Here is a 25,178-nt window from a genome sequence, read left to right as displayed (position 1 = left end):
GAGGCCGAAGCTAAAGGGTCCTATCATCAAGCGCCCGGCTCAAGCCGATGGGAATGACTTCGAAGACAACCGTGAATCCGGTGGGAACAAAAGAGGCTTGGGGCTTGACCATTTGAACGGAATTAGACCACCAATCTCGCCCGATAGAGCACCCTCTGACCGGTTTTGGAGGGCTTGGCGAGGCGCAAATGGCAGCGCGATGCGGGTATCGGGCACGATCTTCAACAAGATCAGCGGTTGCTTATCCGCAAGCGGATCAGAAGTGCAAAACTGATCGCCACTAAAACGATCCGCATCTTTTGTTCGATCAAAGACCGGGCGATGCACCGGCCGAAGGTGCTGCAACAGCGGCCTTGTGTGGCGTGTTTCAACCTGCAGGACGGCGTTGCGATGCTTGAGCGGCCAATCGGCCGCGCTTCACTTCGCGCCTTGCCGGCAAATTGGAACAAGCCACCAGATGGGTCTCCATCAAGGGAGATTGCGACGAGGCGGCGGCGGGTGGTCTTGCGCTGCACAACGGAATTTAGTTGACGTTTTTGACGAACTGAAATTAATTTCATTTGTGGAATAAATTTCAAAATACGCACGGCTGGCTTGGGAGGGCCTTTTGGCGAAAGGTGTGTCGCATCTGAAACTGCAGGAAGAAACCGAGCTGGCCGCCCGGGCCGCCTGGTTGCACTTTGTCGGCGGGCTGACCCAGTCGGAAGTGGCTGTCAGGCTTGGCGTATCCGGAACGCGCGCGCATCGTCTGATCGTCAAGGCGCAGGGGCTTGGCTTCGTCCACATTTCCGTCGACGCCTCCGCCGCGCCCTGTGTGGAGCTGGAAAACACGCTGATCGACGCCTTTGGCCTGACCATGTGCCGGGTGGCCATGGATCTGGGCGAGCCGGGCCCGATCCCATTGAAAGCTCTCGGAGCTTTGGGCGGCCATTGGCTGACCCGGCTTCTGGACACGCAGAGCCACAAGGTCATCGGTGTCAGCCATGGGCGTACCATTGCCGCCTCCGTGGAGGCCATGCAACGCCGGGAGGCGGGCTCAACGGTGTTTGTCTCGCTGCTGGGCGGGTTGACCCGCTCGCTGGCGGCCAACCCCTATGATGTGATCCACCGGCTGGCGCAGGTGACCGGCGCAGAGGCCTATCTGATGCCGGCGCCGCTGTTCACGGATTCGCCAGAGGACAAGGCGGTGCTGGCGTCCCAGTCCATGGTCCGCGATGCGTTCCGGCGCATGCAGGATTGTGACCTTGCGGTGGTCGGCATTGGCGATCTGAAAACCTCGGCCGGGTCTCTTGCCTACGGGCCGGAGGGGATCGCGGGCGAGCTGGCTGGGCAGGGCGCGGCCGCGGAAATTCTGGGACAGTTTCTGGACGGCGCGGGCCGCCAGATTTCAACGTCGCTCGACGGCAAGGCCATGGCCATGCCGCTTGAGGACTTGCGCGGCCGGGAGGTGGTCGCGATTGCAGGAGGTCTCGGCAAGGTCGAGGCGGTCAGGGCCGCGCTCTGCAGCGGGCTTCTGACGGGACTGATTATCGACGAGGCAGCCGCCCGGTGTCTTGTTGAGGGTCTGAGCGGCCGCCGCGCCGCCGGAGCCGCTTAAACCCGCGGGCGATCTGGGAGGAACGTCATGTATGAGAAAGAGAAGGACCTCGTAAACGCCTATATCAGGGGTCAGATGAGCCGCCGCAGCCTGCTGCGCTCGCTGGCGGCCCTGGGCGTATCGGCCGCAGGCGCCGGAATGCTGGTGAACGCGGCGGCGACCCGCGCTCTGGCAGCGGATTTTGACTGGAAAAAACACTCCGGTAAATCGGTCAAGCTGCTGCTCAACAAGCATCCCTATACCGATGCGATGATCGCCAATCTGGACAATTTCAAATCCCTGACGGGCATGGATGTCACCTATGACATTTTCCCGGAGGATGTTTATTTCGACAAGGTGACGGCGGCCCTGTCCTCCGGCTCCAGCGAGTATGATGCCTTCATGACCGGCGCCTACATGACCTGGACCTATGGTCCGGCGGGCTGGATCGTCGATCACAATGAATGGCTGAACGACCCGTCCAAGACCAATCCGCAATACAACTGGGCGGACATGAATGAAGGCGTGCGCAAATCCTGCGCCTGGAACGGCAAGCCGGGCGGTGCCCTCGGCTCCGACGATGCCAAGCAATGGTGCATTCCCTGGGGATATGAGCAGAACAACCTGACCTACAATGCCGCCATGATGGAACAGGCGGGGGCGCAGGTGCCGACCAACCTGGATGAGCTGATCGAGGTGGCGGCCAAGCTGCAGGCGGCCAACAGCGGGACCTACGGCATAGGCGTGCGCGGCTCGCGCAGCTGGGCCACCATCCATCCGGGCTTCCTGTCCGCCTATGCCAATCTGGGCGAACATGACCTGAATGTCAGCGGCGATGGCAAATTGTCGGCGGCCATGAACACGGCCGGGTCCAAGGATTTCCATGCCAAATGGGTCAAGATGATCCAGGATTCCGGCGCGGCCGACTGGTCCACCCACACCTGGTATCAGGTCGGTACGGATCTGGGCGCAGGCAAATCCGGCATGATCTATGACGCCGATATTCTCGGCTATTTCATGAATGGCGGTGACAACGCCATGGCGGGCAAACTGGCCTATGCCCCCTTTGCCGCCTCCGGCAATGGCGCACCGACGCCCAATATCTGGATCTGGTCCCTGGCCATGTCGAAATTCTCCAAGGATCTCGATGCCACCTGGTACTTCATGCAGTGGGCATCGGGGCCCGAACACGCCCTGTTCGGGGCCACTCAGATGGACTTTGTCGACCCGGTGCGCAATTCGGTCTGGGCCGACAGCGGCTTCCGCGACCGCCTGAACAGGTCCTATCCGGGCTATGTGGAAATGTATGACGCGTCCGCACCGGGTGCATCCATCAAGTTCACCGCCCAGCCCCTGTTCTTCGATCTGACCACCGAATGGGCGGCCACGCTGCAGAAGATGGTGGCCAAGGAAGTGCCGGTGGATGAAGGGCTGGACCAGCTGGCCACCAGCGTCAACCGGCAGCTCAAGGAAGCCGGCCTCGGCTGAGCCCCCTTTCGCAAGGCGGGCCGGTTGTCCGGCCCGCCTCCTGTGACCCGACCAGGTTTTTAAGACATGGCCAATGACACCGTGGCCCGTGCTGCGCCGACGCGCATCCGGGTTTCGAGACAGCTGTTTCCCTATCTCCTGAGCCTTCCGGCCCTGCTGGTCTGTATCGGGATCCTGATCCCGTTCTTCACGGCGGTCTGGTTTTCGCTCCAGCGCTACCGTCTGTCCCAGCCCTGGAACAGGGGCATGAACTGGGGCGAGAATTATCTCAACTTCCTTACAGATCCCTCGTTCTGGAATACGCTGAAGGTCAGCCTGGTCTATGCGGGGCTGACGGTCGGGCTGGAGCTGCTGCTGGGCCTGGCCATCGCGCTTTTGTTGCAGAAGCGCTCCACCTTCAACAATTTCATCTCCATCATGCTGCTGATGCCCCTGATGACGGCCCCGGCGCTGGCCGCGCTCATGTTCAAGCTGATGACCAACCCGAATTTCGGGATCTTGAGCTATTTTGCGCAGGTTCTGGGGTTCGGCGACATGCGCTGGGGCTCAGATCCCTCTACCGCGCTTCTGACCGTGATTCTGGTGGATATCTGGGTCTATACGCCCTTCATCATGATCCTGCTTCTGGCCGGGCTCCGCTCCCTGCCCAAACAGCCCTTTGAGGCGGCTGCCCTCGACGGGGTGCCCCGGCTACAGCAGTTCTGGCGCATCACGCTGCCGATGCTGCTGCCCTATATCCTGACCGCCTCCCTGTTCCGCCTGCTCGATTCCATCCAGCAATTCGACATCATTTACGCCATGACCCAGGGCGGGCCCGGCGACCGGTTGATGGTGTTCCAGGTGGAGGCCTATCTGAACTTCTTCCAGTCCACCAATGTGGGCCGCTCTGCTGCCCTGCTTCTGATCCTGTGGGCGATCACCTTTGTCCTGTCCAATCTCTTCATCAAGAACTGGCTGCGCCTGCGCGAACGCGCCAGAGGGGAGGCTTGAGCCATGCACCAGTATTCACCGCTTGAGCGGGTGCTCCGGGGCATTGCCCTGACCGCGATCGTGATCTTCTTCATGTTCCCGATCCTCTGGATCGTGCTCATGAGCCTGCAGACCAACGAGACGATCCTGCGCTCGCCGCCTTCCATGGTGTTCCAGCCGACCCTGTCCAACTATGCGGCGATCATTGCCGGCCGGCTGGACAGCAATGTCGCCTCCATGGACATCGCCTTCATGCACAATCTGATGAATTCGGTGATCCTGTCGGTGGGCTCCGTCGCCCTGTCGCTGGTGCTGGGCGTTCCGGCGGCCTATGCCTTTGCCCGGCACAAGTTCCGCGGATCGGAGGACATTGCCTTCACCCTGCTCAGCTTCCGTTTTGCCCCGCCCTTGCTGGTGCTGCTGCCGCTGACCATGTATTTCCAGCAGATCGGCCTGGCCAACACCTATATCGGCCTGATCTGGGTCTACCAGCTGATCTGCCTGCCGCTTATCCTATGGATTGTGCGCGGCTATTTTGAGGATATCCCGCAGGATATCGAGCATGCCTACCGCATTGCCGGGCACAGCTGGCTGTCCACCTTCCGCAAGATTGCGCTGCCGCTGGCCGGGCCGGGCATTGCGGCGGCTGCGCTCCTGGCCTTCATCTTCGCCTGGAACAATTTTGTCTTCGCCCTCGTTCTGGCAAGCGCGGACAAACAGCCGGTGACCGTTGGCGCCCTCGCCTTTGTCACCGCCAGCGGCATTCAATATGGCCAGATTGCCGCTGCGGTCGTGCTGTCCATCACCCCCACTCTTGCTCTGGCGCTTTATGCGCAGCGCTATCTTGTCGAGGGCCTGTCCCTTGGTGCCGTGAAAGGATGAGGCCATGAGCGGTATTCAGATCCAGTCCCTGACCAAGACCTTCAAGTCCGAAAAAGTGCTCGATGACCTTACGCTTGAGGTCCCGAAAGGCGAGACCCTGGCCCTGTTCGGCCCGTCCGGTTCCGGCAAGACCGTGCTTCTGCGCTGCATCGCCGGGGCGGTTGATCCGGAAGAGGGCCGGATCCTGCTGGACGGCCGGGATGTGACGGACCTGCCGCCAGAAGCGCGCAATCTCGGCATGGCTTTTCAGAATTTTGCGCTGTTTCCGCACATGTCGGCGGCGGAGAACATTGCCAGCCCCCTGAGGGCCCGCCGCTCCACCAGGGAGCAGGTAAGTGCAGGGGTGCGCAAGATTGCAGAGCTTTTGAAGATTGACCATGTGCTTGGCCACGCGCCGAAAGCCCTCTCCAATGGGCAGAAACAGCGCACGGCCCTGGCCCGCGCCCTGGTGGCCGAGCCGGAGGTCCTGCTGCTGGATGATCCGCTGCGCAATGTGGATGCCAAGCTGCGCTTTGAAATGCGCCTGGAATTGCCCCGGCTTCTGGCGGGGCAGGGCGCAACGGTCATCTATGTGACCCAGGACTACAAGGAAGCTATGGCCCTTGGCCATACGATTGCGGTTCTGGATGCGGGCCGCATTGTCCAGATCGGCACGCCGGAAGACATCTATCTGCGCCCGGCCAACACCACGATTTCCCAGCTCTTCGGGGATCCGGTGATTAATCTTCTGGATGTAAAACCGGAGCGCGACGAACTCGGGGTCTTTGTCCGCCTGTCGGACCAGAAAGTGCGTCTGGCCGCAGGCTATGACGCCTTTGTCGGCAGCGAGGCCATCGTCGGCCTCCGGCCGGAAATGCTCAGCTTTGCCGGTACCGGCATTCCGGTGGAGATCGAGGCCGAAACTCCGTTCAACGAGAAAATCGTCACCCTGACCCAGACCAAGCGGGGGCGGGAGATTTTCGTCTCCCGCCCGGCGGGCATAGAGGCTCCGTCCTCCGGCTTGGCCTGTCTTGAGGTGGACGGTGATGGGGCAATCCTGTTTGACCGGGCAACCGGCGAGCGGATCGTGCCCGTGCCCGATGCAAAGGAGCAGGCCGCATGAGCTATCTGACGCTTTCCGGGGTGAACAAGGTCTATGGCGGCGTAGTTCATGCGGTCAAGGATCTCGATCTGGAGATCGAAAAAGGCGAGATCGTTGCCCTTCTGGGCTCGTCCGGCTGCGGCAAGACCTCAACTTTGCGCATGATTGCAGGGTTCGAGGGGGTGACAGGAGGCGCCATCGCGCTCAATGGCAAGCAGATCCACACGCTGCCACCGGCACGGCGCGGGGTGGCGATGGCCTTTGAAGGCTATTCGCTCTATCCGCCGCTGACCCTTTACGAGAACATCGCTTTTGCCCTGAAAGGCGAGCGGTTGGCGGCAGGCGAGGTGGACAACCGGGTGCGGGACGTGGCCCGTCTGGTGGAAATTGAAGACATTCTGGAGCGCTATCCTTCCTCCATCTCGGGGGGGCAGCAGCAGCGGGCTTCGCTCGCACGCGCCCTTATCCGCAACGCGTCCCTGCATCTGCTGGACGAGCCCATGGGCCAGCTGGAACCCCAGCTGCGGGCGTTGCTGCGCGGGCGGGTCAAGCATTTCATTCAGGAGCGGGGCCTGACCGCCATTCTTGTCACCCATGACCAGACGGAAGCCAATGCGCTGGCCGACAGGATCGCCGTCATGGAAAATGGCGAGCTGCAGCAATTCGACAGTCCGGCGGCCTTGAAGACACGGCCGGCCAATCTCTTCACCGGCACGTTTATCGGCGAGCCGCCGATGAATGTCTTTCCCGCAAAGGCCAGTCTGCGCCAGGGCCGGGTTCAGTTCGATCTGGAGGGCGGGGTGGCTTTGGACTTCGAGCAAGGCGCGTTTCCGGACCAGGTGGTCGGCCATCTTGATGCAGGGGCGGAGGTGACGGTCGGCATCCGTCCGGATGCGGTCCGCCTGGACACGAGCGGACAACCCGCAAGGGTGTTCGTCAATCAATGGCTTGGCGATCAGTCCCATATCGCTGCCGAATTTGCCGGACGCGCGATTGTCTCCGTCGAGCATGCCCGTCTCCCCCTCAAAGAAGGGGAAACCATCGGTATCGCCATCGCGGCTGAGGACCTGCACCTGTTTGACAGCGCCAGCGGCGAGGCGCTCAGCCATGGCAAAAGCCCCGGCGCCCGTCTTGGAGGGGCTGCCGGATGAGCGGCGACGTTCTAATCGGTGTCGATGCGGGCACGTCCGTCATCAAGGCGGTGGCGTTCGATCTGAGTGGCCGTCAGATTGCGGCAGCAAGCCGGCGCAACACGTATGAGAGCCTACCCGGCGGCGGGGTGGTTCAGGATATGCGGCGGACATGGGCAGACACGGCAGCGGTGCTGCGCGAAGTCACCCAGACCGTTGGGGCGGGGCGCGTGCTGGCCCTCGGGATCACCGCTCAAGGGGACGGCACTTGGCTGGTGGATCGGGACGGGGACCCGGTGCATGACGGCTGGCTCTGGCTGGACGCAAGGGCGGCAAGGGAGGCGGAGGAGCTGAGCGCCTCATCCGGGATCGAGACGATCTACAGTTCCACCGGGGCGGGGGTAAATGTCTGCCAGATGCGCACGCAGCTTTTGTGGATGACCCGTCATGCACCAGAGCTTCTCGAAAAAGCCGAGACTGCGCTTCACTGCAAGGAATGGCTCTATCTGTGCCTCACCGGCGAGCGGGCCAGCGATCCGACCGAAGCGGTTTTCACCTTTGGGGACTACAGGACACGGACCTATAATGACGAGGTTCTGGAGGCCCTTGGCCTTGCCCCTCTGCGCCCGATGCTGCCGCCCATCGTCGATGGCGCCGAAACGGCTCATGGCCTGTGCCGCAGGGCTGCCGCAGAGACTGGTCTGCCCGAGGGACTGCCCGTTTCCCTTGGTTATGTGGATGTGATCTGCACGGCCCTTGGCGCCGGGCTCCATGACGCTGAGGCGATGCCAGGCTTTTCGGTTCTGGGGTCCACCGGCATGCATATGCGCTTTGCCCCGGATGCGGCCTCTGTCTGCCTGAATGCGGACCGGTCGGGCTACACCATGGCGTTGCCGGGTAAAGCCTTCGGCCAGATGCAGACCCACATGGCGGCAACGCTCAACATTGACTGGCTGCTGGATCTGGCGGCCGGGCTTCTGGCCAGCGAAGGCGTAAGCCGCAGCCGGTCTGATCTCCTGGCCGGTCTGGATGACAAGGTTCTGGCGGCCCGGCCGGGCGCAGCGCTTTACCACCCCTATATTTCCGCAGCCGGGGAGCGGGGCCCGTTCGCCAACCCGGCTGCCCGGGCCAGCTTTACCGGCCTTCATCAAGGCTGCGGCTGGTTCGATATGGTGCGGGCGGTTTATGACGGCCTCGTGCTGGCCACCCGCGATTGTTACACCGCCCTTGGTGAGACCCCGCGCGAGATCCGCTTGAGTGGCGGCGCAGCCCGCTCTTCTGCCCTCGTCCATCTGCTGGCCTCGGCCCTGAACCGGCCCGTGCGTACGGTCAACCAGCCAGAGGCCGGGGCGGCCGGGGCGGTCATGATCGCAGGTCTTGCCCAGGGGATCTTTGAGGATGCGGCCGAAGCCACCTGCCGCTGGGTGCATCCGCTGTTGAACGGCCCGCACCAGCCTGACAGCAGCTTGACCGGAACCTATGACGCGCTTTTTGAAGGCTATCTGGCCACGCGACAGGCCATGGGACCGGTCTGGCAGGCGCAATCCAAGATGCGGGAGGCATTGGCATGACCACCAGGATCGCCATCATCGGGGACCGGTTCATGCTGCCCGACATGTTCGAAACGGCTCTTCAGGAGGCCTGCGGGGCGCAGGTGGCCTGTCACAAGCTGGAGCAGCCCTGGCCCGACAAGCCCATGGAGCATGGTTACGCGGTCGCCGGTATGGACGGGTTGAAGGAATATATGGGCACAGCTGAAGAGGTGATTGCCCATGTGGAAGATGCGCCGGTTCTGGTCACCCATCTGGCGCCCCTCTCACGGCAGATGTTTGAAGCCCTGCCTGCGCTCAAGCTGGTTGCAGTCTCACGGGGTGGGCCGGTCAATATCGACATGGAGGCCGCCCGCGAGCATGGCGTTACAGTGGTGAACACGCCGGGCCGAAATGCGTCTGCAGTGGCCGAATTCACCATCGGCGCGATCATTGCCGAAACCCGCAACATCACAAAAGGTCATGATGCCCTGCGCAAGGGCGACTATCGCGGCGACCTTTACCGGGCCGATGTGACCGGGGACGAATTATCCGACATGACCGTCGGCATTATCGGGTATGGTGCGGTCGGCACAAGGGTGGTCAAGCTGCTGCGGGCCTTCGGCTCCCGGGTTCTGGTCTGCGACCCTTATGTCCAGCTGGACCCAGACGATGCCAAGGGCGGCGTGGAAAAGGTGGATCTGGCCACGCTGCTCAGCCTGTCCGACGTGGTCAGCCTGCACCCAAGGGTGACGGCAGAGACCAGCAACATGATGAATGCGGACACGCTTCGGGCCATGAAACCGGGGGCTGTTCTGGTCAATACGGCCCGCGGGCCGCTGATGGATTATGACGCGCTCCATGAGGTTCTGGCGGAGGGGCATTTGGGTGGCGCCATGCTGGAGACCTTTGCCATCGAGCCGGTGCCGCCCGACTGGCCGCTGCTCGGGCTGCCCAATGTCACCCTGACCCCGCATATCGCGGGCGCGTCCTTAAAAACTGTCCGGATCGCGGCTGCCAAGGCAGCTGAAGAAGTCAGACGCTGGCTGGCCGGTGAGCCGCCACTCAATCCGTGTTGAGGAGAGAAACTTGAAAAAAGCTGAAAAAGACCTGCGCGAGGCCATTATCGACAAATGCCGGTTCATGAATGCCTCCGGCCTGAATCAGGGCACATCCGGCAATATTTCGGCCCGGTTCGAGGACCGGATGCTGATCACCCCGTCGGCGACCCCCTATGAGGCGATGACGCCGGACATGATCGCCTCCATGCCCTTTGAGGCGGACTATGGCACCTGGGAGGGGCCGCTGAAACCCTCGACCGAATGGCGCTTTCACTTCGACATTCTGAAAGCCCGGCCGGAGGCGGGCGCTGTGGTGCATGCCCACCCGACCTATTGCACCACTTTGGCAATTGCCCGCAAACCGATCCCGCCGGTCCACTATATGATGGCGGCCTTCGGCGGCACGGATGTGCGCTGCGCGCCCTATGCCACGTTCGGGACGGCGGCCCTCTCCAAACATGCGATTGATGCCTTGAAGGACCGCTGCGCCTGCCTTTTGGCCAATCACGGTTCGATTGTGGTGGGGGAAAATATCGAAAAAGCCATGTGGCTGGCGGTCGAACTGGAGACCATCGCCAAGCAATATTACAACACGCTGCTGATCGGCGGGCCGGTGCTGCTGTCCGAGGCCGATATTGCCGAAACCGCCAAGGCGTTCGGCTCCTATGGCGTTCAGGACGACCACAAGAAACTCGCCAAACCAGCCCCTAAATCCAAGAAACCTTCCAAAAAGGCCTGATCTGATGGCAACCCCTTATGATCTCGTTGTGATTGGCGGCGGTATCAACGGAGCTGGCACTGCCCGGGATGCGGCGGGGCGGGGCCTGAAAGTGCTGCTGGCGGAAAAGGATGATCTGGCCCAGGGCACCTCGTCGAGATCGGGAAAATACATCCATGGCGGGCTGAGATATCTGGAATATTATGAATTCCGGCTGGTGCGCGAAGCCTTGATCGAGCGGGAAGTGGTGTTGAATGCCGCCCCGCATCTGGCCTGGCCGCTCCGGCTTGTGCTGCCCCATTCCCCGGGGCAGCGGCCGCGCTGGCTGATCCGTCTCGGACTGTTCCTCTATGACCATCTGGGCCGGCGCCGGAAGATCCCTGGAACCAGTGCGCTCCGGCTCGACCGGGAGCCGGAAGGCGACATGCTGCGTGAGGCCTATAAACACGCTTTTGCCTATTATGATGTCTGGGTGGATGATGCCCGGCTGGTGATCCTGAATGCTGTGGACGCGGCCCGCCGGGGCGCGGAGGTCCGGCCGCGTACGGAAGTCACCTCGGCCCGCCGGGAGGGAGATCTGTGGCGGGTGAGCTTGCGGGGGCAGGAGGGCACCAGCGAGGTGATGGCCCGTGCAGTCTTCAATGCGGCCGGGCCTTGGGTCGAACAGGTGATCGGTCAGGCGGCCGGGGTGAACTCGGCCAAGAGCATCCGTCTCGTGAAGGGCTCCCACCTGATCCTGAAACGCTGGTGGCAGGGCAATCACGGCTATGTGCTGCAGGCCCCGGACAAACGGCTGATTTTCGTCAATCCTTATTTTGACGATCTTGCCCTTGTCGGCACGACGGACATTCCCTTTTCCGGCCAGCCCGAGGAGGTGGCCGTTGATGCGGCGGAAACCGGCTATCTGCTGGAAATCCTCAATACGTATTTCAAGACGGATCTGACCTCTGACGACGTTGTCTCCGCCTATTCCGGTGTGCGCCCGCTCTTTGACGATGACAGTTCAAAAGGCGCTTCGGCCGTCACGCGGGACTATACGTTTGAGCTGGATGGCGGCACAGACGGGCGGGCTCCGCTCCTGTCGGCCTTTGGGGGCAAACTGACCACCTATCGCAAGCTTTCCGAGGCTGCTCTGGATCATTTGCGCCCGCTCTTCCCGCAGATGGGGGGGGCATGGACCGGAGCAGAAGCGCTGCCGGGAGGTGACCTGCCGCAGGGGGAGTTTATGTCTTGGTTTGAGGGCTTTCAGACGGCTTACCCCTGGCTGCCGCCGGCGCTGGCCCGCCACTATGCGCACAGCTATGGCACGGAAGCGGAAAAGCTGCTGGGCAGGGCCGGGGAACTGGACGATCTCGGTCAGCATTTCGGCGGACTGTTTTATGCGCGTGAGGCGGAATGGATGATGGAGCATGAATGGGCCCTGACCGCCGAGGACATGCTGACCCGCCGCTCAAAGCATTATCTGTTTTTGGACGGTTCGGAGCGTCAGGCGGTAGAAAAGTGGCTTGAAAGAAAGTGTGCTGCATGACGATTGACGCGCTATCCCGCAGTCCGGAATTCAGTGCCCTGAAAGCAGCTGCCGTGCGCCTTGGCACCAACCCGCTGCAGATCCAGGGGCCGGGCGGCAATGTCTCCTTGAAGGCTGATGGGCAGATGCTGGTCAAGGCTTCCGGAACCTGGCTGGCCGACGCCCAAAAGGACACTATTTTTGCGCCAGTCGATGCGGCAGCGATGAAAACGGCTCTCTTGCAAAAGAGCCCGGCGGCGGACACGCCCGGTGCGTTTCTGCTGGGCGGTGATCTGCGCCCCTCCATTGAGACCAGTTTCCATGCGGCCCTTGACGAGCCCGTTGTGTTGCACACCCATTGTGTGGCCACGCTGGCCTGTTCCACTGGCCCTGTGTCCGCTGCCGCTCTGGACCGTCACAAGCTGGTTCTGGTGCCCTATTGCAAACCCGGGGCGGAGCTGGCGGCTGCCATTCTGGACGCTTGGAGACCGGGCACCAAAGGGGCCGTATTGCAGAACCACGGCCTGATTGTGACCGGGGAGACCGTGGCGGACGCGGAAGCCCGTTTGAATGAGGTTTCCCGGCAATTTGACCCCGGTCCTGTGCCGGAGGCCGCTCCGGCCCGGGAGCTTGCTCAGGCCCTTGAAGGGACGGGTTGGTCGGCGCTCGGCGCCGGGGCGACAACTGCGCTTGCCTTTCATCCGGCGGTTTTGAAAGCAGCTCTCGGGGCGGCGCTCTTTCCCGATCAGGTGATCTTTCTGGGGCCGGAACCGTTCAGCAGCGGCTTGCCGGTCACCCCGCCGCCGGGGCCGCCGGCCAAGCTGGCGTTTTTAGAAGGGCTGGGCGCGGCCCTTCCGGAGGATGCGACCCCGGCCTGCTGGGCGGTGGCTGAAATGATGGGCGAGGTGGTGTTCCGCCTGCCGGAAGCCCCGACGCGGTTGACCCATGAGGACGTGTCCCAGCTCCTGGGGTGGGATGCGGAAAAATACCGTCAGGCGCTTGAAAACCAGCGCACAGCGAGACTGGCGCAGAAGACGCCATGACCGGGTCCCATGCGCTCGGAATTGATATTGGCACCTCCGGCGTCCGGGGCGTTGTGCTGGGCCCGGACGGGGAGATCACGGCGGAGGCTGGAGCCCGCATGGAGGCCTTTGGTGCCAGCCGGCGCGCCCCGCAGATCTGGCAAGCAGCTTTGGAAAAGGTGCTCGCGGACCTGCGCGCCGAGGGTGCGCTGACGGCGGTCGGGGCCGTGTCTGTCGACGGAACGTCCGGAACGGTGCTGGCGCTGGATGCGGCAGGCGCGCCCATTGGTGAGGCGTTGATGTATAATGATGCGGTGGATAATCCGGCAATCGTTGACATGATAAAACGCGCGGCCCCGCGCGAGAGCGCTGCCCATGGGGCGGCTTCCGCGCTGGCGCGGGCCATCGTGTTGCAGGACCGGCCCGGTACGGCGCGGATCGTGCATCAGGCGGACTGGATTGCCGGGCTTCTTGCCGGAGCGCCGGTTCCGTCCGATGAAAGCAATGCCCTGAAGACGGGCTATGACCCCGTTGCCCGGACCTGGCCTGCGTGGCTCGCGCAAACGCCCTTGCGTTTGCAGCTTCTGCCTGAAGTCGTTCCGGCAGGCACCCGCTCAGGCACGGTTTATGGGGGCCATGGCATTCCGGCAGGAGCGATGCTGATCGCAGGCGTTACCGATGGCTGTGCGTCTTTTCTGGCAACAGGCGCCTCCCGGCCCGGGGACGCGGTGACTGCCCTTGGCACGACGCTGACGCTGAAACTCTTGTGCGAACAGCCGGTCTTCGCCCCTGAATATGGCATCTACAGCCACCGGATCGGCGACATGTGGCTTGCGGGCGGGGCGTCCAATACAGGGGGCGGCGTGCTGGCCCATTTCTTTTCCGGCGAGGTGCTGGACAGTCTGTCCGCCCGCATTGACCCGGCAATTCCGTCCGGCCTAGACTATTATCCCCTACTCAAGCTTGGAGAGCGGTTTCCGGTCAGTGACCCGGATCTTGCCCCAAGGCTGTCCCCCCGGCCCGCAGATGACGCCCTGTTTCTGAAAGGCATGCTGGAAGCCATGGCCCGGATCGAAGCGGATGGATACCGCCGTCTTGTGGAGCTCGGCGCTCCGGCTTTGCGGTCTGTGCGGACGGTCGGTGGCGGTGCAGGCAACGCTGTCTGGCGTGCCTTGAGGTTTGCCGCCCTCGGGATGGATGAGGCGCCCGCGCGCTCTGATCAGGCGGCTGCCGGGGTTGCCCGTCTGGCTCTTGCGGGCCTTCAGCCATGACCCGGGAAATTGCTGGCCTGTCCGGGATCATATCTGCATTCGACGCCATCATTGTTGACCAGTATGGGGTGCTCCATGACGGGGAAAGGGCCTTTCCGGGTGCTGTTGAAACCCTTTCAGCGCTGAAGGCAAGAGACATTCCCGTTGCCGCTCTGACCAATTCCGGCAAGCGGGCACGGACCAACGCAGCCCGGCTGGCCCGGCTCGGGTTTCCCGAAGATCTCTTTTGCGCAGTCATCAGCTCCGGCGAGTTGGCCCGGCAGAAAATCAGGACATATTCCGGATCCCCTTCGGTGCTGCTGATCGCCCGGGAGGGGGAAACGGAGTTGCTGGACGGGCTTGATTTGGTCCAGGTGCAGCCGGGCGACCCTGCGGACCTGATTGTCCTGGCGGCTGTCGAACCGTTTCAAAAGAGCCGGGAGACATATGCGGACAGTCTGCGGCCCTATGCTGAAAGCAAGGTTCCGGTGCTTTTGGTGAACCCGGATCTTCTGCTGGCCGACAAGGGACGCAGCGGTTTTGCCCCCGGGGCGGTGGCTGCCGACTACGCGCAAATGGGCGGGCCGGTGGAGGTGGTCGGCAAACCGGCACGCACCCTGTTTGCCGCAGCGCTGGAAACTCTTGGAAACCCGGCTCCCGGACGGGTGCTGATGATTGGAGACAGCCCGACGCATGACATTGCCGGTGCGGCAGCGGTGGGCCTGAAAACCCTGCTTGTGCGCGGCGGCGTCCAGGCAGGTCTTGAGGGAGCCCCGCCGGATTTTGCGCTTGACCGGCTGGTCTGGGCCTGATCCTGATGCTGGAAAGGTTCGCGCGTCTGACCGGGTGAGTGTTCCGATTTGCTCTGGCGGGCCGCATTCCAGCGGTGTAAGAGCAGAGCATCTCCTGCCGGTCAGACTGCGTCAGCCCCGTCCTGGCGGTTGATCCGGCAGCTTCCCGATCCGTCTGCCGCCCTGGATGCCCCCATGTCCCAGTCTCTTTCCTTCACGTGTGAAAAACAGCCGGCCTATGGCCCGAACGGCATGGTGGTGACAAACCATCCGCTTGGCAGCGCCGCCGGGGCGCAGATGCTTGCCGCCGGGGGGAATGCCATTGATGCGGCTGTGTCTGCGCTTTTGACCCTGACCGTGGTTGAGCCGATGATGGTTGGGATCGCCGGGGGCGGCGTTTCCCATGTGCGCCTCAGCGATGGCTCCCATGTCGTGATGGATGCGCTCGCCTGTGCTGCAAAGACCATGCATGCGCAGATCTATGAGCCGCTGTCTGACAGTCCCCATTCCATGGATGTGACAGACCGGCGCAACACGGTCGGCCCCTCTGCAGTGGCGGTCCCAGGCAATCTGGCCGGCTGGTGCAAACTGCATCAGGCCCATGGCAAACTTCCCTTCGCCGATCTGGTGGACCCGGCGATCCGGGCCGCTGAAAAGGGCTTTCTGGCAACCCATTATCTGGGCGGTGCCATTAGCGAGACCCAGGCCGATCTGGCGGCTGACCCGGCCATGGCAAAGGTGATGCTGCCGGAAGGCCGCCCGCCGCGCTTTGGCGAGCGTGTGTTCATGCATGACTACGCCGACAGCCTGCGTCTGATCGCGAAGGAAGGCGCTGGCGCCCTTCACGGCGGCGCTTTGGGGGAGGCGCTGGTGGAATGCCTGGCCACCGGCGGACCGGATGCAGGCTGGGTGACCTCGCAGGACCTGCGCGACTATGCGCCGGTGGAACGTGGGGTCATTACCGGCAGCTATCGCGGTTTTGAGATTGCAGGGCCGCCACCTCCAGCCTCCTCCGGGGTTCATATCACCCAGATGCTGAACATCCTGGAAGCCTTCGACGTGAAGGCCATGGGTTTTGGAACTCCGGACAGCCTGGATCTGCTTGTGCGTGTCATGGCCCTGGCCTTTGAGGATCGGCGGGCGGCCTCCGGCGATCCGGATTTTGTCGATGTGCCAGTGGAAAGACTGACCTCCAAAGCCTACGCTGACGAGTGCCGCGCACGCCTGGAAGCCGCTGGAGCGCCGGGTGCTGCGCCCGGCGCCTATGAAAGCCGGGACACGACCCATGTCACGGTGGCGGACCGGGACGGCAATATCGTTTCGGCCACCCACACGATCAATGGCCTGTTCGGGGCACGCATCATGGTGCCGGGCACCGGGATCGTCCCCAACAATTACATGATGAATTACGACCCGCGTCCAGGCCGGGCGCTCTCCATTGCACCGGGCAAACGGGTGCCGACGTCGATGGCGCCCATGATCGTGAGCAAGGACGGGGCGCCCCGCTTTGCGCTCGGCCTGCCGGGGGGCTTGAGGATTTTCCCGTCTGCGTTCCAGGCCATCGTCAACCTGATTGATCACGGCATGAGCCTTCAGCAGGCGGTCGAAGCGCCGCGGCTGTGGACCCAAGGTGCGGAAGTGGAACTGGAACAGGCGTTCGCACCGGTGGCTGGCGCGCTTGAGACCAAGGGGCATGAGGTCAAAATGGTGCCCCATGTTGGTGGCGGCATGAATGCCGTTGGTTTTGACGAAGAAGACATGGCGGGCGCGGCCTGCTGGCGTGCTGACGGCACAGTGATGGCCCTTGGCGGGGGTTTGGCGCGCCCCGGCGTGCGCTTCTGGCCGGACAAGGCGCCGGACGAGGACAAACATTCCCGACAAGAGGCAAAGATGCAAGAGGGAGGCGCCGCATGACCCGGCTGGTTGTTCTCGACCCGATGCCGCAAGAGCGGCTGGAGCGGATGCAGGCCTTGATGCCGGAGGGGTGGCATTTGGCCACGGCCGCCTCCAGAGATCCGGATGCGCAGCGGCAAGCGCTGGAGGGCATGAGCTTTGCGATTGTCTCCGATGTTCCGGTGACCGCCCAGATGATGGCAACCCCGGGGCTAAAGGCGGTCCATAAATGGGGGGTGGGCTATGATGCGATTGATTGCGCGGCGGCCAGGGACCACGGCGTCCGGGTGCTGCGCACTACCGGATCAAATGCGGTTGCTGTTGCGGAAACAGCCCTAGGCCTGATCCTGGCCCTTAACCGCAATCTGGTGCGCGGCCATGTGGCAGTCGCTGCCGGAGGCTGGCCCAAGGGGGACCTTGCGGCGACGTCCATGCGGCTTTCGGACAAGACGGTCGGCATTGTCGGGCTTGGCCATGTGGGCAAGGCGCTTGCCCGTCTGCTCGCGGGCTTTGGATGTGAGATCCTTTATACGGGCAGAGCGCCGCAGCCAAAGGAGACGGAAGAGGCGCTGGGCGTGCGCTATGCGCCGCTGGAGACGCTCTTGCAAACCGCCGATGTGGTCAGTCTCAATTGCGCTCTGACGGATGCCACACGAGGCCTGATCAACACGCGCACGCTTGGCCTGATGAAGCCGGGCGCGCTCCTGGTCAATGTGGCGCGGGGCGGCGTTGTGGTGGAGGCGGATCTGGCAGAAGCCTTGCGGAGCGGGCATCTGCGCGGCGCTGCAAGTGATGTCTTTTCCCAGGAACCGGCGGCCCCGACCAACCCGCTGATTGGCCTGGACACGGCCATCAACACCCCGCATATCGCGGCTGTCTCGGCCGATGCGTTTGCCCCAAGTGTCACCCGCATGGTCGCCAATCTGACCGCTCTGCTTGAGGGCCGGGACCCGCCGGAGATCGACGTGGTGGTCTGAAGGGCACAAGCCGCGTCAGGCTGCAATCGTGGTTGAAATTGCCCCCAGCCCTTCGATGGAAACAGTACAGGTGTCCCCTTTCACCAGCGGGCCAACCCCTGCCGGGGTGCCAGTCATGATCAGGTCGCCCGGTTTCATCTCGATGGAGCGGGACAGGATGGCGATGATTTCTGCAACGGACCAGATCATTTCCGCCAGGTTGGCTTCCTGTTTCGTGTCATTGTTGACGGCCAGGTGGATTGATCCCTCCTCCGGGTGGCCGACCCGTTCCACCGGATGGACCGGCCCGACAACCGCAGAGCGGTCAAATGCCTTGCCCAGATCCCAGGGATGTCCCTGGGCACGGGCGGCCAGTTGCAGGTCTCTTCGGGTCAGATCGTTGCCGACGGCATAGCCCCACACATGGGCGAGGCTGTCGGGCTTGGCAATGTTGTTCCCGCCTTTGCCGAGAACCACCACGAGTTCAGCTTCATAGTGCAGATGGTTGGTGTCGAGCGGATAGGGGATCGTCTGCCCCGAATCCACGACCGCATCGGCCGGTTTGGTGAAGAAAAACGGGGGATCCCGGTCCGGATCATTGCCCATTTCACGGGTATGGGCGGCAAAGTTGCGCCCAACGCAGAAGATCCGGCGCACGGGTATGCGGTGCTCAGAGTCCTGAACGGCCACGCTGGGCCTGTCATGGGGTTCGAAAATATATGCCATTTCGCCTCCTTCCGTTTCTGAGCGGGTCGGGGACGGTCAACCTTGGTCACGGGTCTGGCAACAGCTTGACGTGCCAGATGACAGGAGACAAGGCCGATTTGCGCCGTTGCCACAACAGGTCCTTGCGGACCCGGTTATGCACCCAGTCTGAAACCGAATGTCATCCATCCGGCACAGTGTTGATGCGCCGTAGCGGGCGGGGAATGGAGAACGCCGGAAAATGCGGCGGACCGAGTCTGTGCCTGGGTCCTGTATTAAATGCCTCCCAGCACATAGCCGGGCCATTCATCCCCCTCAACAAATGTGCCGACTGACTGAAAAAGTAAAATGCTTTTCTATATTGCGCAATTCATTTCACCATTTAGAAATTTGAAAAATATGCTGACCTCGTATCAAATTTCCTTTGCGTGAGTGAGCGGGAATTAAAAATCAATAAATCCAATAATTTGAAGATTTTAACGCCACGGACTTCGACAATTTTTGAACTGTAGTGGTGAATTTTTTTTGTTGTCGCCCATGATGTCTGGCTCGGTGAAGTTGAGGTGTGGTGCCTGGTGTGACTTTAGATTGCGGCGCGTAAGATGCCTGTGGCCGGGAGTCTCCTATACGATTTCCGCTGCAGATTTGGCCGCGCGGGACGTCCGCCTCGATAGCAAAGCAGAGCGGAATAGCAACCTCACTAGATAGAAACCCATCTGATGGCGCTGGTCCGGCTTGGCCGTCAAGGCGCGTTGCGCAGGACGGCCTGGTTGGCCGTTCAAGCGGCGCAACGCAGTCCGGCGGGCCGGAGCAGGCCACCGAGGCCGTGTTTGAGGACTGTTCAGCTGCGTCCCAGGTTTTGAACGATAAACCATATCGCCCTGCAACCTGCTCCTTGCCGAACAGTCCCCAAACACCGTCAGATCGATTCCTAGCTATTGAGGTTGGTATAAACAGAAGGCTGGAACAGGTTCCGGGAAAATGGAATGACTGTGGATGCCGGCCAGAGCAGTGGCCTGATATCCCTTGATGCGGCGCCTGGTTGTCTAATTCCGGCCTCGCAGTCAAGTCCCAAGCCCTTTTGCCTGTCCACCGGGTCCACGGTTGTCTTCGAAGTCGCTGCCAGCAGGGTCTGTGGAGCGCTTCATGATAGGACCCTTTGACTTTGGCCTCCCAAGGTATTAGGCGCCCTTGCCGATGTCTCGGCTTGGCAACCAAGAGCGCGGGTTCGCCTCAGTCATCGTCCCGGTGGGGGCGACAGTCTCCGCGCTGGCGCGGATCTCTTTTGTTGTTTGTCTCCCCTATGCAGCGGCTTCTTCTTGGGTCTGCGGCCAGCGGAAGGCTTCCCCGCTCACCAGCATCTTGTGCAAGATCACAGCAAGCTTGCGGGCCAGCGCGACGCAGGCTTTCTTGTGGCTGGTCCGCTTCCTGATCCGGCGCGCCCAATCCTTCAGGGGATGGGCCTTGCGCACGACGGTCAAAAGGCTGCTGGCCGCCTCAAAGAGCAGGCTGCGCAGCATCGCATCGCCATGCCTTGATATGCGCCCGGACCAGTCCATCTCCCCCGACTGGTTGCGCCGCGCGGTCAACCCGGCATAGGCCCCCACCGAGCGCGATTTGGCAAACCGGGCCGGATCGTCGATGGTCGCCGCGAAAGCCAGCGCCGTCACCGGACCCACGCCTGGTGCCGTCATCAGCAGCCGGCAGGCCGGGCTCTGCGAAGCGCGCTCCCTGACCGTGCCGTCCAGCTCGTCCAGGCATCTGATCAAAGCCGTTCGCGCCTCAAGCAAGGGACCGACAATGCCGGTCAGAGCAGGGCATGTCTGCAGGACCGCCTGCACACGGGCCGCGAACTTGCCAACTCCCTTGGGCAGGCGGTGCCCGAACGCGCCAAGCAGCCCACGGATCGCATTTTCCGTATCGCGGCGCTGGCGGACCAGGTGCTGACGGGCCTTCAGCACCGTCCGGTCCATTTGGGCGGCCTCGCTCTTCACCGCAACAGGACGGCAGAACCCGGTGCGGGCGATCTCCGCCAGAAGCTCCGCATCATTGGCATCCGTCTTGTTGTGCTGCAGCTTCATAACCGCATGCGCCTGACGGGCGTCGATAAGATCAACACAAACGCCAAGTCTGCCAAGTTCCCTTACCAGCCAATGTCCCCAGGTGCCCGTTTCCATCACGATCCGCTCAGGACAAAGGCAGGTCGCCTTCAGCGCCTCAAACATCGACACAGGGTCAGTTGCAACCTTGCCACGACCAACGACCTTCCCATCCCGGTCCTTCACACAGAACGAAGTCTCTTCCTTCGAAACATCAAATCCAACATACTCTGACACGGTCACTCTCCTTTTATGCCTCTTGGGGCGTGTGCTACGACCCCGCATCATAGGCTCAGGAGAGTGGCCGCCGGAATTACGCTATGTATAAGTGCGCCGGGCTGCCCGCCGTCCGTCCCGGGCGCCCGGCCTTCCGGTTACCAAGGCGGAGGTTTCCGAACTGGTCGATGCGGTACGCATCAAAGAGTATGCATCGGTTTCCGGGCGCCAGATCCCCGGACTGGTGGCCGCCGCCGCCCTGATTCTGGACTGGCAGAACGAAGCTCAAGCCGTTGTAACCCTGGTCGGCACCAACCCGCTGACAATCAAGCCGGATGCGCCCCGGATCGCCGCCTTGAAGGCGTTTTGCGCGCGGCAATCCATGTTCCGGTCTCAATGTGCCACCCTGCTTGGCTGAGAGGCTCAGCGGAGCAGGGTGCGGGCATCCTTTGCTTTCTGCCGGAGCGCCGTGGCAAGCAGAAGAACATCAATCGCGGTGGCCACGAAGGTGGCGCCAAGATCAAGGCATTTTTTCTGCATCACCGGGTCAAGGGTCAGGATGCCGCCTGCCTTGCCGCTGGCAATGATCTTTTCCAGAGCGGACAGGACAGCTGCTTCGACCTCCGGATGTCCGGCTTTGCCGATATGCCCCATATCGGCAGCCAGGTCCGACGGGCCGACAAACACGCCGTCCACGCCTTCGACCGCGAGAATGTCGTCCAGAGCGGCCAGGCCTTTCAGGTTCTCGACCTGAACCAGCAGGCAGATCTCGTCCTGCGCTGTGGTGAGATAGTCGGGAATGTCAGAAAAGCGGGAAGCCCGGGCCAGAGCCGATCCGACGCCCCGGACACCCTCAGGCGGATAGGTGACGGCTTTGACCAGCGCCTGGGCCTGATCGGCGCTTTCCACCATCGGAACGAGAAGCGACTGGGCACCTGCGTCCAGAAGCTGCTTGATCATCCAGGTCTCGCCAATCACCGGCCGGACAACCGCATGGCTGTTGGAGGCGGCAATCACCTGAAGCTGGGCGGTGATGGAGCGCAGGTCATTGGGGGCGTGCTCGCCGTCAATCAGCAGCCAGTCGAACCCGGCGCTGGCGCCGATTTCGGCCGCATAGGGATCAGCCAGACCGAGCCAGCAGCCCAGCTGGGGACGGCCTGATTTCAGAGCAGCTTTGAAAGGATTGTGCGGGGCAGGCATGAGCCGGTCTCCTCAGGCGAAGGTGATATCAACGGTTCCGAACGAGCCGAAATCCGCATGAATTGCGGTTCCGGAGGGACATTCCACCGGCCGGATGAAGCTGCCCGAGAGGATGACCTGGCCCGGTTCAATACTCTGGCCGTATTGGGCCATGCGTCTTGCCAGCCAGACCACGCTTTCAACCGGATCGTTCAGAACCCCGGCCCCCAGGCCGGTTTCCTCGATTTCGCCATTGCGGAACACCAGGGCGCCGACCCAGCGCAGGTCGCAAGACCCAACATCGTGTTTTTCCCGGCCCAGCACAATCCCCGCATTGGCGGCATTGTCGCTGATCGTGTCAAAGATCACCCGGGCCTGTCCGGTGGCCGGGTCCTTGCGCAGAATGCGGGTGTCGAGAATTTCCAGGGCCGGGGCCACGTAGTCCGTTGCTGCCAGAACTTCCTCGCGGGTGACGGCACTGCCACCGACTGGGGTCTTCATTACAAAGGCAATCTCCGCCTCCACCCGGGGCTGGATGAAGCGGCTAGCAGGAACAGTCGCGCCCGTGTCAAACGCCATGTCATCAAACAGAATGCCGCTGTCCGGAATCTCGATGTTCAAGGCATATTGCATGGCCTTGGACGTCAGGCCGATCTTCCAGCCGATGACCTTGCGCCCATCGGCCAGTTTCTGCCGGTAGAGGGCGTTTTGAATGGCATAGGCGTCATCCATGCTGATCCCGGGATGGCGCAAGGATAAAAGCCCGATCTGGGTGCGGCTGCGTTCCGCCTCCAGAAGGTCCGCGGCTGCGCGTGCGTGATCCTGCGGTGTCATGGTCTTTCGTCCTCCACGCCGTTGCGCAGAACTCCAATGCCTTCGACCTCTACTTCCACAATGTCTCCTGGCTCCAGGTAGCGAGGCGGGTCGAACCGGGCCCCGGCGCCGGTCGGCGTGCCGGTAACGATGATGTCGCCGGGCTGCAGGGTCATGAAGGTGGAAATGTAGGCGATTTCCTCGCGGATCGGGAACATCATCCGCTTCAGGTAATCGTCCTGTCGGACCTCGCCATTGACCCGCGTGATGATGCGGGCCTCATCCAGTTGGGAGGCATGGGTGAAGGGCACCAGCCACGGGCCAATGGCGCCGGACCGGTCCCAGTTCTTGCCCTGGGTAACATTGAATTTTGCATGGCGTACCCAGTCGCGGATCGTGCCCTCGTTGCAAAGGGTCAGGGCAGCGATGTGGTCATAGGCGTCTTTGGCCTTGATCCTGCGCCCCGCTTTTCCGATCACGATGGCAACTTCGCCTTCATAGTCGAGCGTGTGGTTTTCCGGCGGCCGGATCAGCGGGCGGTCATGGCCGGTGAAGCCGGAGGCGAAGCGGGGGAACAGCGACATGTATTTCGGCTGGCTGCTGCCGTCTTTGTATTCGGCATTCCGGTCCGGAAAATTCACCCCAACACACAAGATCCGGCGGGCGGTCGGCATCACCATGTCGTAGGTGAAGGTGGTGTGAGTGACCGGCTTGGCTTCAGCGGCCGTTTGAAGCTCGCCCAGGCCTCCGGCGGCCACCGCATCATAAAGGGTTGGCCATTCGGGGAAACTCTCCGACAGGCAGATCATGCCGGCGCCGGCAACGGCGCCATAATAGGTTTTGCCGTTTGCGGAATAGGTTGCAAATTTCACACTTGTGTCCTCCAGACATCTTCAATGACTTCGCCAGCCATCATGACGTCTTCTCGTGTTGTATCGAATTGACCGGCCTGGAACCGGATCACCTTGCGCCCCTCGAGGCTTCCTTGAGTGAGGTAAATGCGGCCGTCGGCGTTGAGAGCGTCCACCAGACGCTGCTGTGAGTCGTCATCGCCGGGACAGCGGAAGGAAAACAGGCTCAGGACCGGCTCGCTCACGATCTCAAAGCCATCGAGCTTCCGGATGTATTCGCACAGGTCACGGGACCATGCGATGTGGTTCCGGATCCGCCGACGCAGTCCTTCAAGTCCGTAAGAACGAATGAGAAACCAGATCTTCAGGGCCCGGAACCGGCGGCCGAGGGGAATGGTCCATTCAGAATAGTTGGTCACCGCGCCGCCCGAGGTTTTCAGATAATCCGGCTCGATCTTCAGGGTGTTGAGCTGCGGCTTTGGGTCTGCCAGAAACTGGACGGAGCAGTCGAATTGGGCACCGAGCCATTTGTGCGGATTGAAGACGATGCTGTCGAAACCCTCCACGCCGTTCCAGAAATCTGCCCGCAGCTCCGGGCAGATCATGGCGGCTCCTGCCCAGGCGGCATCAAGATGGGTATAGAGCTTGTATTCCCGGGCAACAGCCAGAACGGAGCTCAGTGTGTCGGACGCGCCGATCCCGGTGCCGCCAGTGATCGCGATGAGGCCTGCGGGGATGTGGCCAGCGGTCCGGTCAGCGGCAATCGCGTCACGCAGTGCGCTGACCTTGAGTCCATGGCGCGGGCCGGACGTGGGCAGCTTGATCAGGTTTTCCTGGCCGATCCCGGCCACCCAGGAGGCCCGGTCGATGGAACTGTGCACCTGATCGGAACAATAAAGGCGCAGGTTGCCCTTGCCCGAAAGACCGTCCCTGTTGCCGGTATAGCCCGTTGCGCGTTCGCGCATGGTCAGGACGGCTGACAGAGTTGCGGAGGAGGCGCTGTCCTGGAGGACACCGGTATAGACTTCCGGCAACTTGAGCGCCTGGCGCAGCCAGTCGATCATGACGCCTTCCATTTCAGTGGCCGCAGGCGAGGTCTGCCAGAGCATGCACTGGGGGGCAATCGCCGTCACCAGCATGTCGGCAAGCATGGAGGGCGGTGCGGCATTTGCCGGGAAATACGCAAAGAACCGCGGATGCTGCCAATGGGTGATGCCGGGCATGACGATGCGCTCGAAATCCGACATTACCGTTTCCATGGCCTCGCCTGTCTCCGGCGGGGCCTTGGGAAGCTGTGCGGCGATCTCGCCAGGCCGTGTCTGCGCACGCACGGGGCGGTCAGACAGGGTCTTGTGATAGTCTGCCGCCCATTGCGAGATGTGTTTGCCCCAGTGTGCAAACGTGGTCCAGTCCATGACCTCTTCCCAATCGCTTTCCGTCTCAGTCAAGCGCGATTATTGAA

At 62.3% G+C, this 25,178-nt stretch carries 23 protein-coding genes; 16 read left to right on the top strand and 7 right to left on the bottom strand.

Going from position 1 to position 25,178, the window contains the following annotated elements; all coding sequences use genetic code 11:
- Positions 1-230: 230 nt before the first annotated feature.
- Complete coding sequence (locus ACXAH0_RS16340; protein WP_475192889.1) at positions 231-587, bottom strand: hypothetical protein; 357 nt, start codon at positions 585-587, stop codon at positions 231-233.
- A gap of 20 nt (positions 588-607) precedes the next feature.
- Here ACXAH0_RS16340 and ACXAH0_RS16335 point away from each other — a divergent pair, with 20 nt between their 5' ends.
- From ACXAH0_RS16335 to ACXAH0_RS16265, 15 genes are all read left to right on the top strand, one after another.
- Positions 608-1,597, top strand: coding sequence for a sugar-binding transcriptional regulator (locus tag ACXAH0_RS16335; RefSeq protein WP_475192883.1), 990 nt, complete (start codon positions 608-610; stop codon positions 1,595-1,597).
- Positions 1,598-1,624: 27 nt separating this feature from the next.
- Positions 1,625-3,064, top strand: coding sequence for an ABC transporter substrate-binding protein (locus tag ACXAH0_RS16330; protein ID WP_475192882.1), 1,440 nt, complete (start codon positions 1,625-1,627; stop codon positions 3,062-3,064).
- A gap of 66 nt (positions 3,065-3,130) precedes the next feature.
- Positions 3,131-4,054 carry a carbohydrate ABC transporter permease gene (locus ACXAH0_RS16325; RefSeq protein ID WP_475184985.1) on the top strand — a complete coding sequence of 308 codons (924 nt, stop codon included), beginning with the start codon at positions 3,131-3,133 and terminating at the stop codon, positions 4,052-4,054.
- A 3-nt stretch (positions 4,055-4,057) separates the two neighbouring features.
- Complete coding sequence (locus ACXAH0_RS16320; protein ID WP_475184988.1) at positions 4,058-4,915, top strand: carbohydrate ABC transporter permease; 858 nt, start codon at positions 4,058-4,060, stop codon at positions 4,913-4,915.
- Positions 4,916-4,919: 4 nt separating this feature from the next.
- Positions 4,920-6,017: an ABC transporter ATP-binding protein gene (locus ACXAH0_RS16315; RefSeq protein ID WP_475192880.1), complete on the top strand. Its 1,098-nt coding sequence runs from the start codon at positions 4,920-4,922 to the stop codon at positions 6,015-6,017.
- Complete coding sequence (locus ACXAH0_RS16310) at positions 6,014-7,147, top strand: ABC transporter ATP-binding protein (protein ID WP_475184997.1); 1,134 nt, start codon at positions 6,014-6,016, stop codon at positions 7,145-7,147. Before ACXAH0_RS16315 ends, ACXAH0_RS16310 begins: the two co-directional genes overlap by 4 nt.
- Complete coding sequence (locus ACXAH0_RS16305) at positions 7,144-8,697, top strand: FGGY family carbohydrate kinase (RefSeq protein WP_475192877.1); 1,554 nt, start codon at positions 7,144-7,146, stop codon at positions 8,695-8,697. Before ACXAH0_RS16310 ends, ACXAH0_RS16305 begins: the two co-directional genes overlap by 4 nt.
- Positions 8,694-9,734, top strand: a complete 1,041-nt coding sequence (locus ACXAH0_RS16300; RefSeq protein WP_475192873.1) for a 2-hydroxyacid dehydrogenase — start codon at positions 8,694-8,696, stop codon at positions 9,732-9,734. The genes ACXAH0_RS16305 and ACXAH0_RS16300 overlap by 4 nt, the downstream gene beginning before the upstream one ends.
- A 10-nt stretch (positions 9,735-9,744) precedes the next feature.
- Positions 9,745-10,455, top strand: coding sequence for a class II aldolase/adducin family protein (locus ACXAH0_RS16295; RefSeq protein ID WP_475192871.1), 711 nt, complete (start codon positions 9,745-9,747; stop codon positions 10,453-10,455).
- Positions 10,456-10,459: 4 nt separating this feature from the next.
- Positions 10,460-11,962, top strand: a complete 1,503-nt coding sequence (locus tag ACXAH0_RS16290; protein WP_475192866.1) for a glycerol-3-phosphate dehydrogenase — start codon at positions 10,460-10,462, stop codon at positions 11,960-11,962.
- Positions 11,959-12,984, top strand: coding sequence for a class II aldolase/adducin family protein (locus ACXAH0_RS16285; protein WP_475192861.1), 1,026 nt, complete (start codon positions 11,959-11,961; stop codon positions 12,982-12,984). The genes ACXAH0_RS16290 and ACXAH0_RS16285 overlap by 4 nt, the downstream gene beginning before the upstream one ends.
- Positions 12,981-14,234 carry an FGGY-family carbohydrate kinase gene (locus tag ACXAH0_RS16280; RefSeq protein ID WP_475192857.1) on the top strand — a complete coding sequence of 418 codons (1,254 nt, stop codon included), beginning with the start codon at positions 12,981-12,983 and terminating at the stop codon, positions 14,232-14,234. Before ACXAH0_RS16285 ends, ACXAH0_RS16280 begins: the two co-directional genes overlap by 4 nt.
- Positions 14,231-15,025 (top strand): TIGR01459 family HAD-type hydrolase, encoded by a 795-nt coding sequence (locus tag ACXAH0_RS16275; RefSeq protein ID WP_475192853.1) that lies wholly within the window; start codon positions 14,231-14,233, stop codon positions 15,023-15,025. Before ACXAH0_RS16280 ends, ACXAH0_RS16275 begins: the two co-directional genes overlap by 4 nt.
- Before the next feature lie 174 nt (positions 15,026-15,199).
- Entirely contained in the window at positions 15,200-16,918 is a 1,719-nt protein-coding gene (gene ggt / locus ACXAH0_RS16270; protein WP_475192849.1) for a gamma-glutamyltransferase, read from the top strand.
- The gene (locus ACXAH0_RS16265) at positions 16,915-17,874 is read left to right on the top strand and encodes a 2-hydroxyacid dehydrogenase (RefSeq protein ID WP_475192846.1); all 960 of its coding nucleotides are present in this window, start codon (positions 16,915-16,917) and stop codon (positions 17,872-17,874) included. The genes ggt and ACXAH0_RS16265 overlap by 4 nt, the downstream gene beginning before the upstream one ends.
- 15 nt (positions 17,875-17,889) lie before the next feature.
- On the opposite strand, the gene ACXAH0_RS16260 is transcribed toward ACXAH0_RS16265, so the two are convergent.
- Both ACXAH0_RS16260 and ACXAH0_RS16255 read right to left on the bottom strand, forming a co-directional pair.
- A complete protein-coding gene (locus tag ACXAH0_RS16260) occupies positions 17,890-18,579 on the bottom strand; it encodes a fumarylacetoacetate hydrolase family protein (protein WP_475192840.1) in 690 nt (229 codons plus the stop codon).
- A 1,280-nt stretch (positions 18,580-19,859) separates the two neighbouring features.
- Positions 19,860-20,894, bottom strand: coding sequence for an IS110 family RNA-guided transposase (locus tag ACXAH0_RS16255; protein WP_475192836.1), 1,035 nt, complete (start codon positions 20,892-20,894; stop codon positions 19,860-19,862).
- Positions 20,895-20,985: 91 nt separating this feature from the next.
- Here ACXAH0_RS16255 and ACXAH0_RS16250 point away from each other — a divergent pair, with 91 nt between their 5' ends.
- Positions 20,986-21,291 carry a hypothetical protein gene (locus ACXAH0_RS16250; protein ID WP_475182425.1) on the top strand — a complete coding sequence of 102 codons (306 nt, stop codon included), beginning with the start codon at positions 20,986-20,988 and terminating at the stop codon, positions 21,289-21,291.
- Between the two features lie 5 nt (positions 21,292-21,296).
- Here ACXAH0_RS16250 and hpaI read toward each other — a convergent pair whose 3' ends face one another.
- Genes hpaI through ACXAH0_RS16230 form a run of 4 tightly spaced genes read right to left on the bottom strand, consistent with a single transcriptional unit; the run spans position 21,297 to position 25,131 of the window.
- Positions 21,297-22,073, bottom strand: coding sequence for a 4-hydroxy-2-oxoheptanedioate aldolase (gene hpaI / locus ACXAH0_RS16245; RefSeq protein WP_475192832.1), 777 nt, complete (start codon positions 22,071-22,073; stop codon positions 21,297-21,299).
- Positions 22,074-22,085: 12 nt separating this feature from the next.
- Positions 22,086-22,886, bottom strand: a complete 801-nt coding sequence (hpaH, locus tag ACXAH0_RS16240) for a 2-oxo-hept-4-ene-1,7-dioate hydratase (protein WP_475192829.1) — start codon at positions 22,884-22,886, stop codon at positions 22,086-22,088.
- Positions 22,883-23,737: a fumarylacetoacetate hydrolase family protein gene (locus ACXAH0_RS16235; RefSeq protein ID WP_475182436.1), complete on the bottom strand. Its 855-nt coding sequence runs from the start codon at positions 23,735-23,737 to the stop codon at positions 22,883-22,885. The genes hpaH and ACXAH0_RS16235 overlap by 4 nt, the downstream gene beginning before the upstream one ends.
- Positions 23,734-25,131: a pyridoxal phosphate-dependent decarboxylase family protein gene (locus tag ACXAH0_RS16230; protein ID WP_475192826.1), complete on the bottom strand. Its 1,398-nt coding sequence runs from the start codon at positions 25,129-25,131 to the stop codon at positions 23,734-23,736. Before ACXAH0_RS16230 ends, ACXAH0_RS16235 begins: the two co-directional genes overlap by 4 nt.
- Positions 25,132-25,178: the final 47 nt, after the last annotated feature.

It is taken from the genome of Roseibium sp. AWQ4_290 (assembly GCF_056160985.1).
This window is presented reverse-complemented; position numbering and strand designations above follow the sequence as displayed.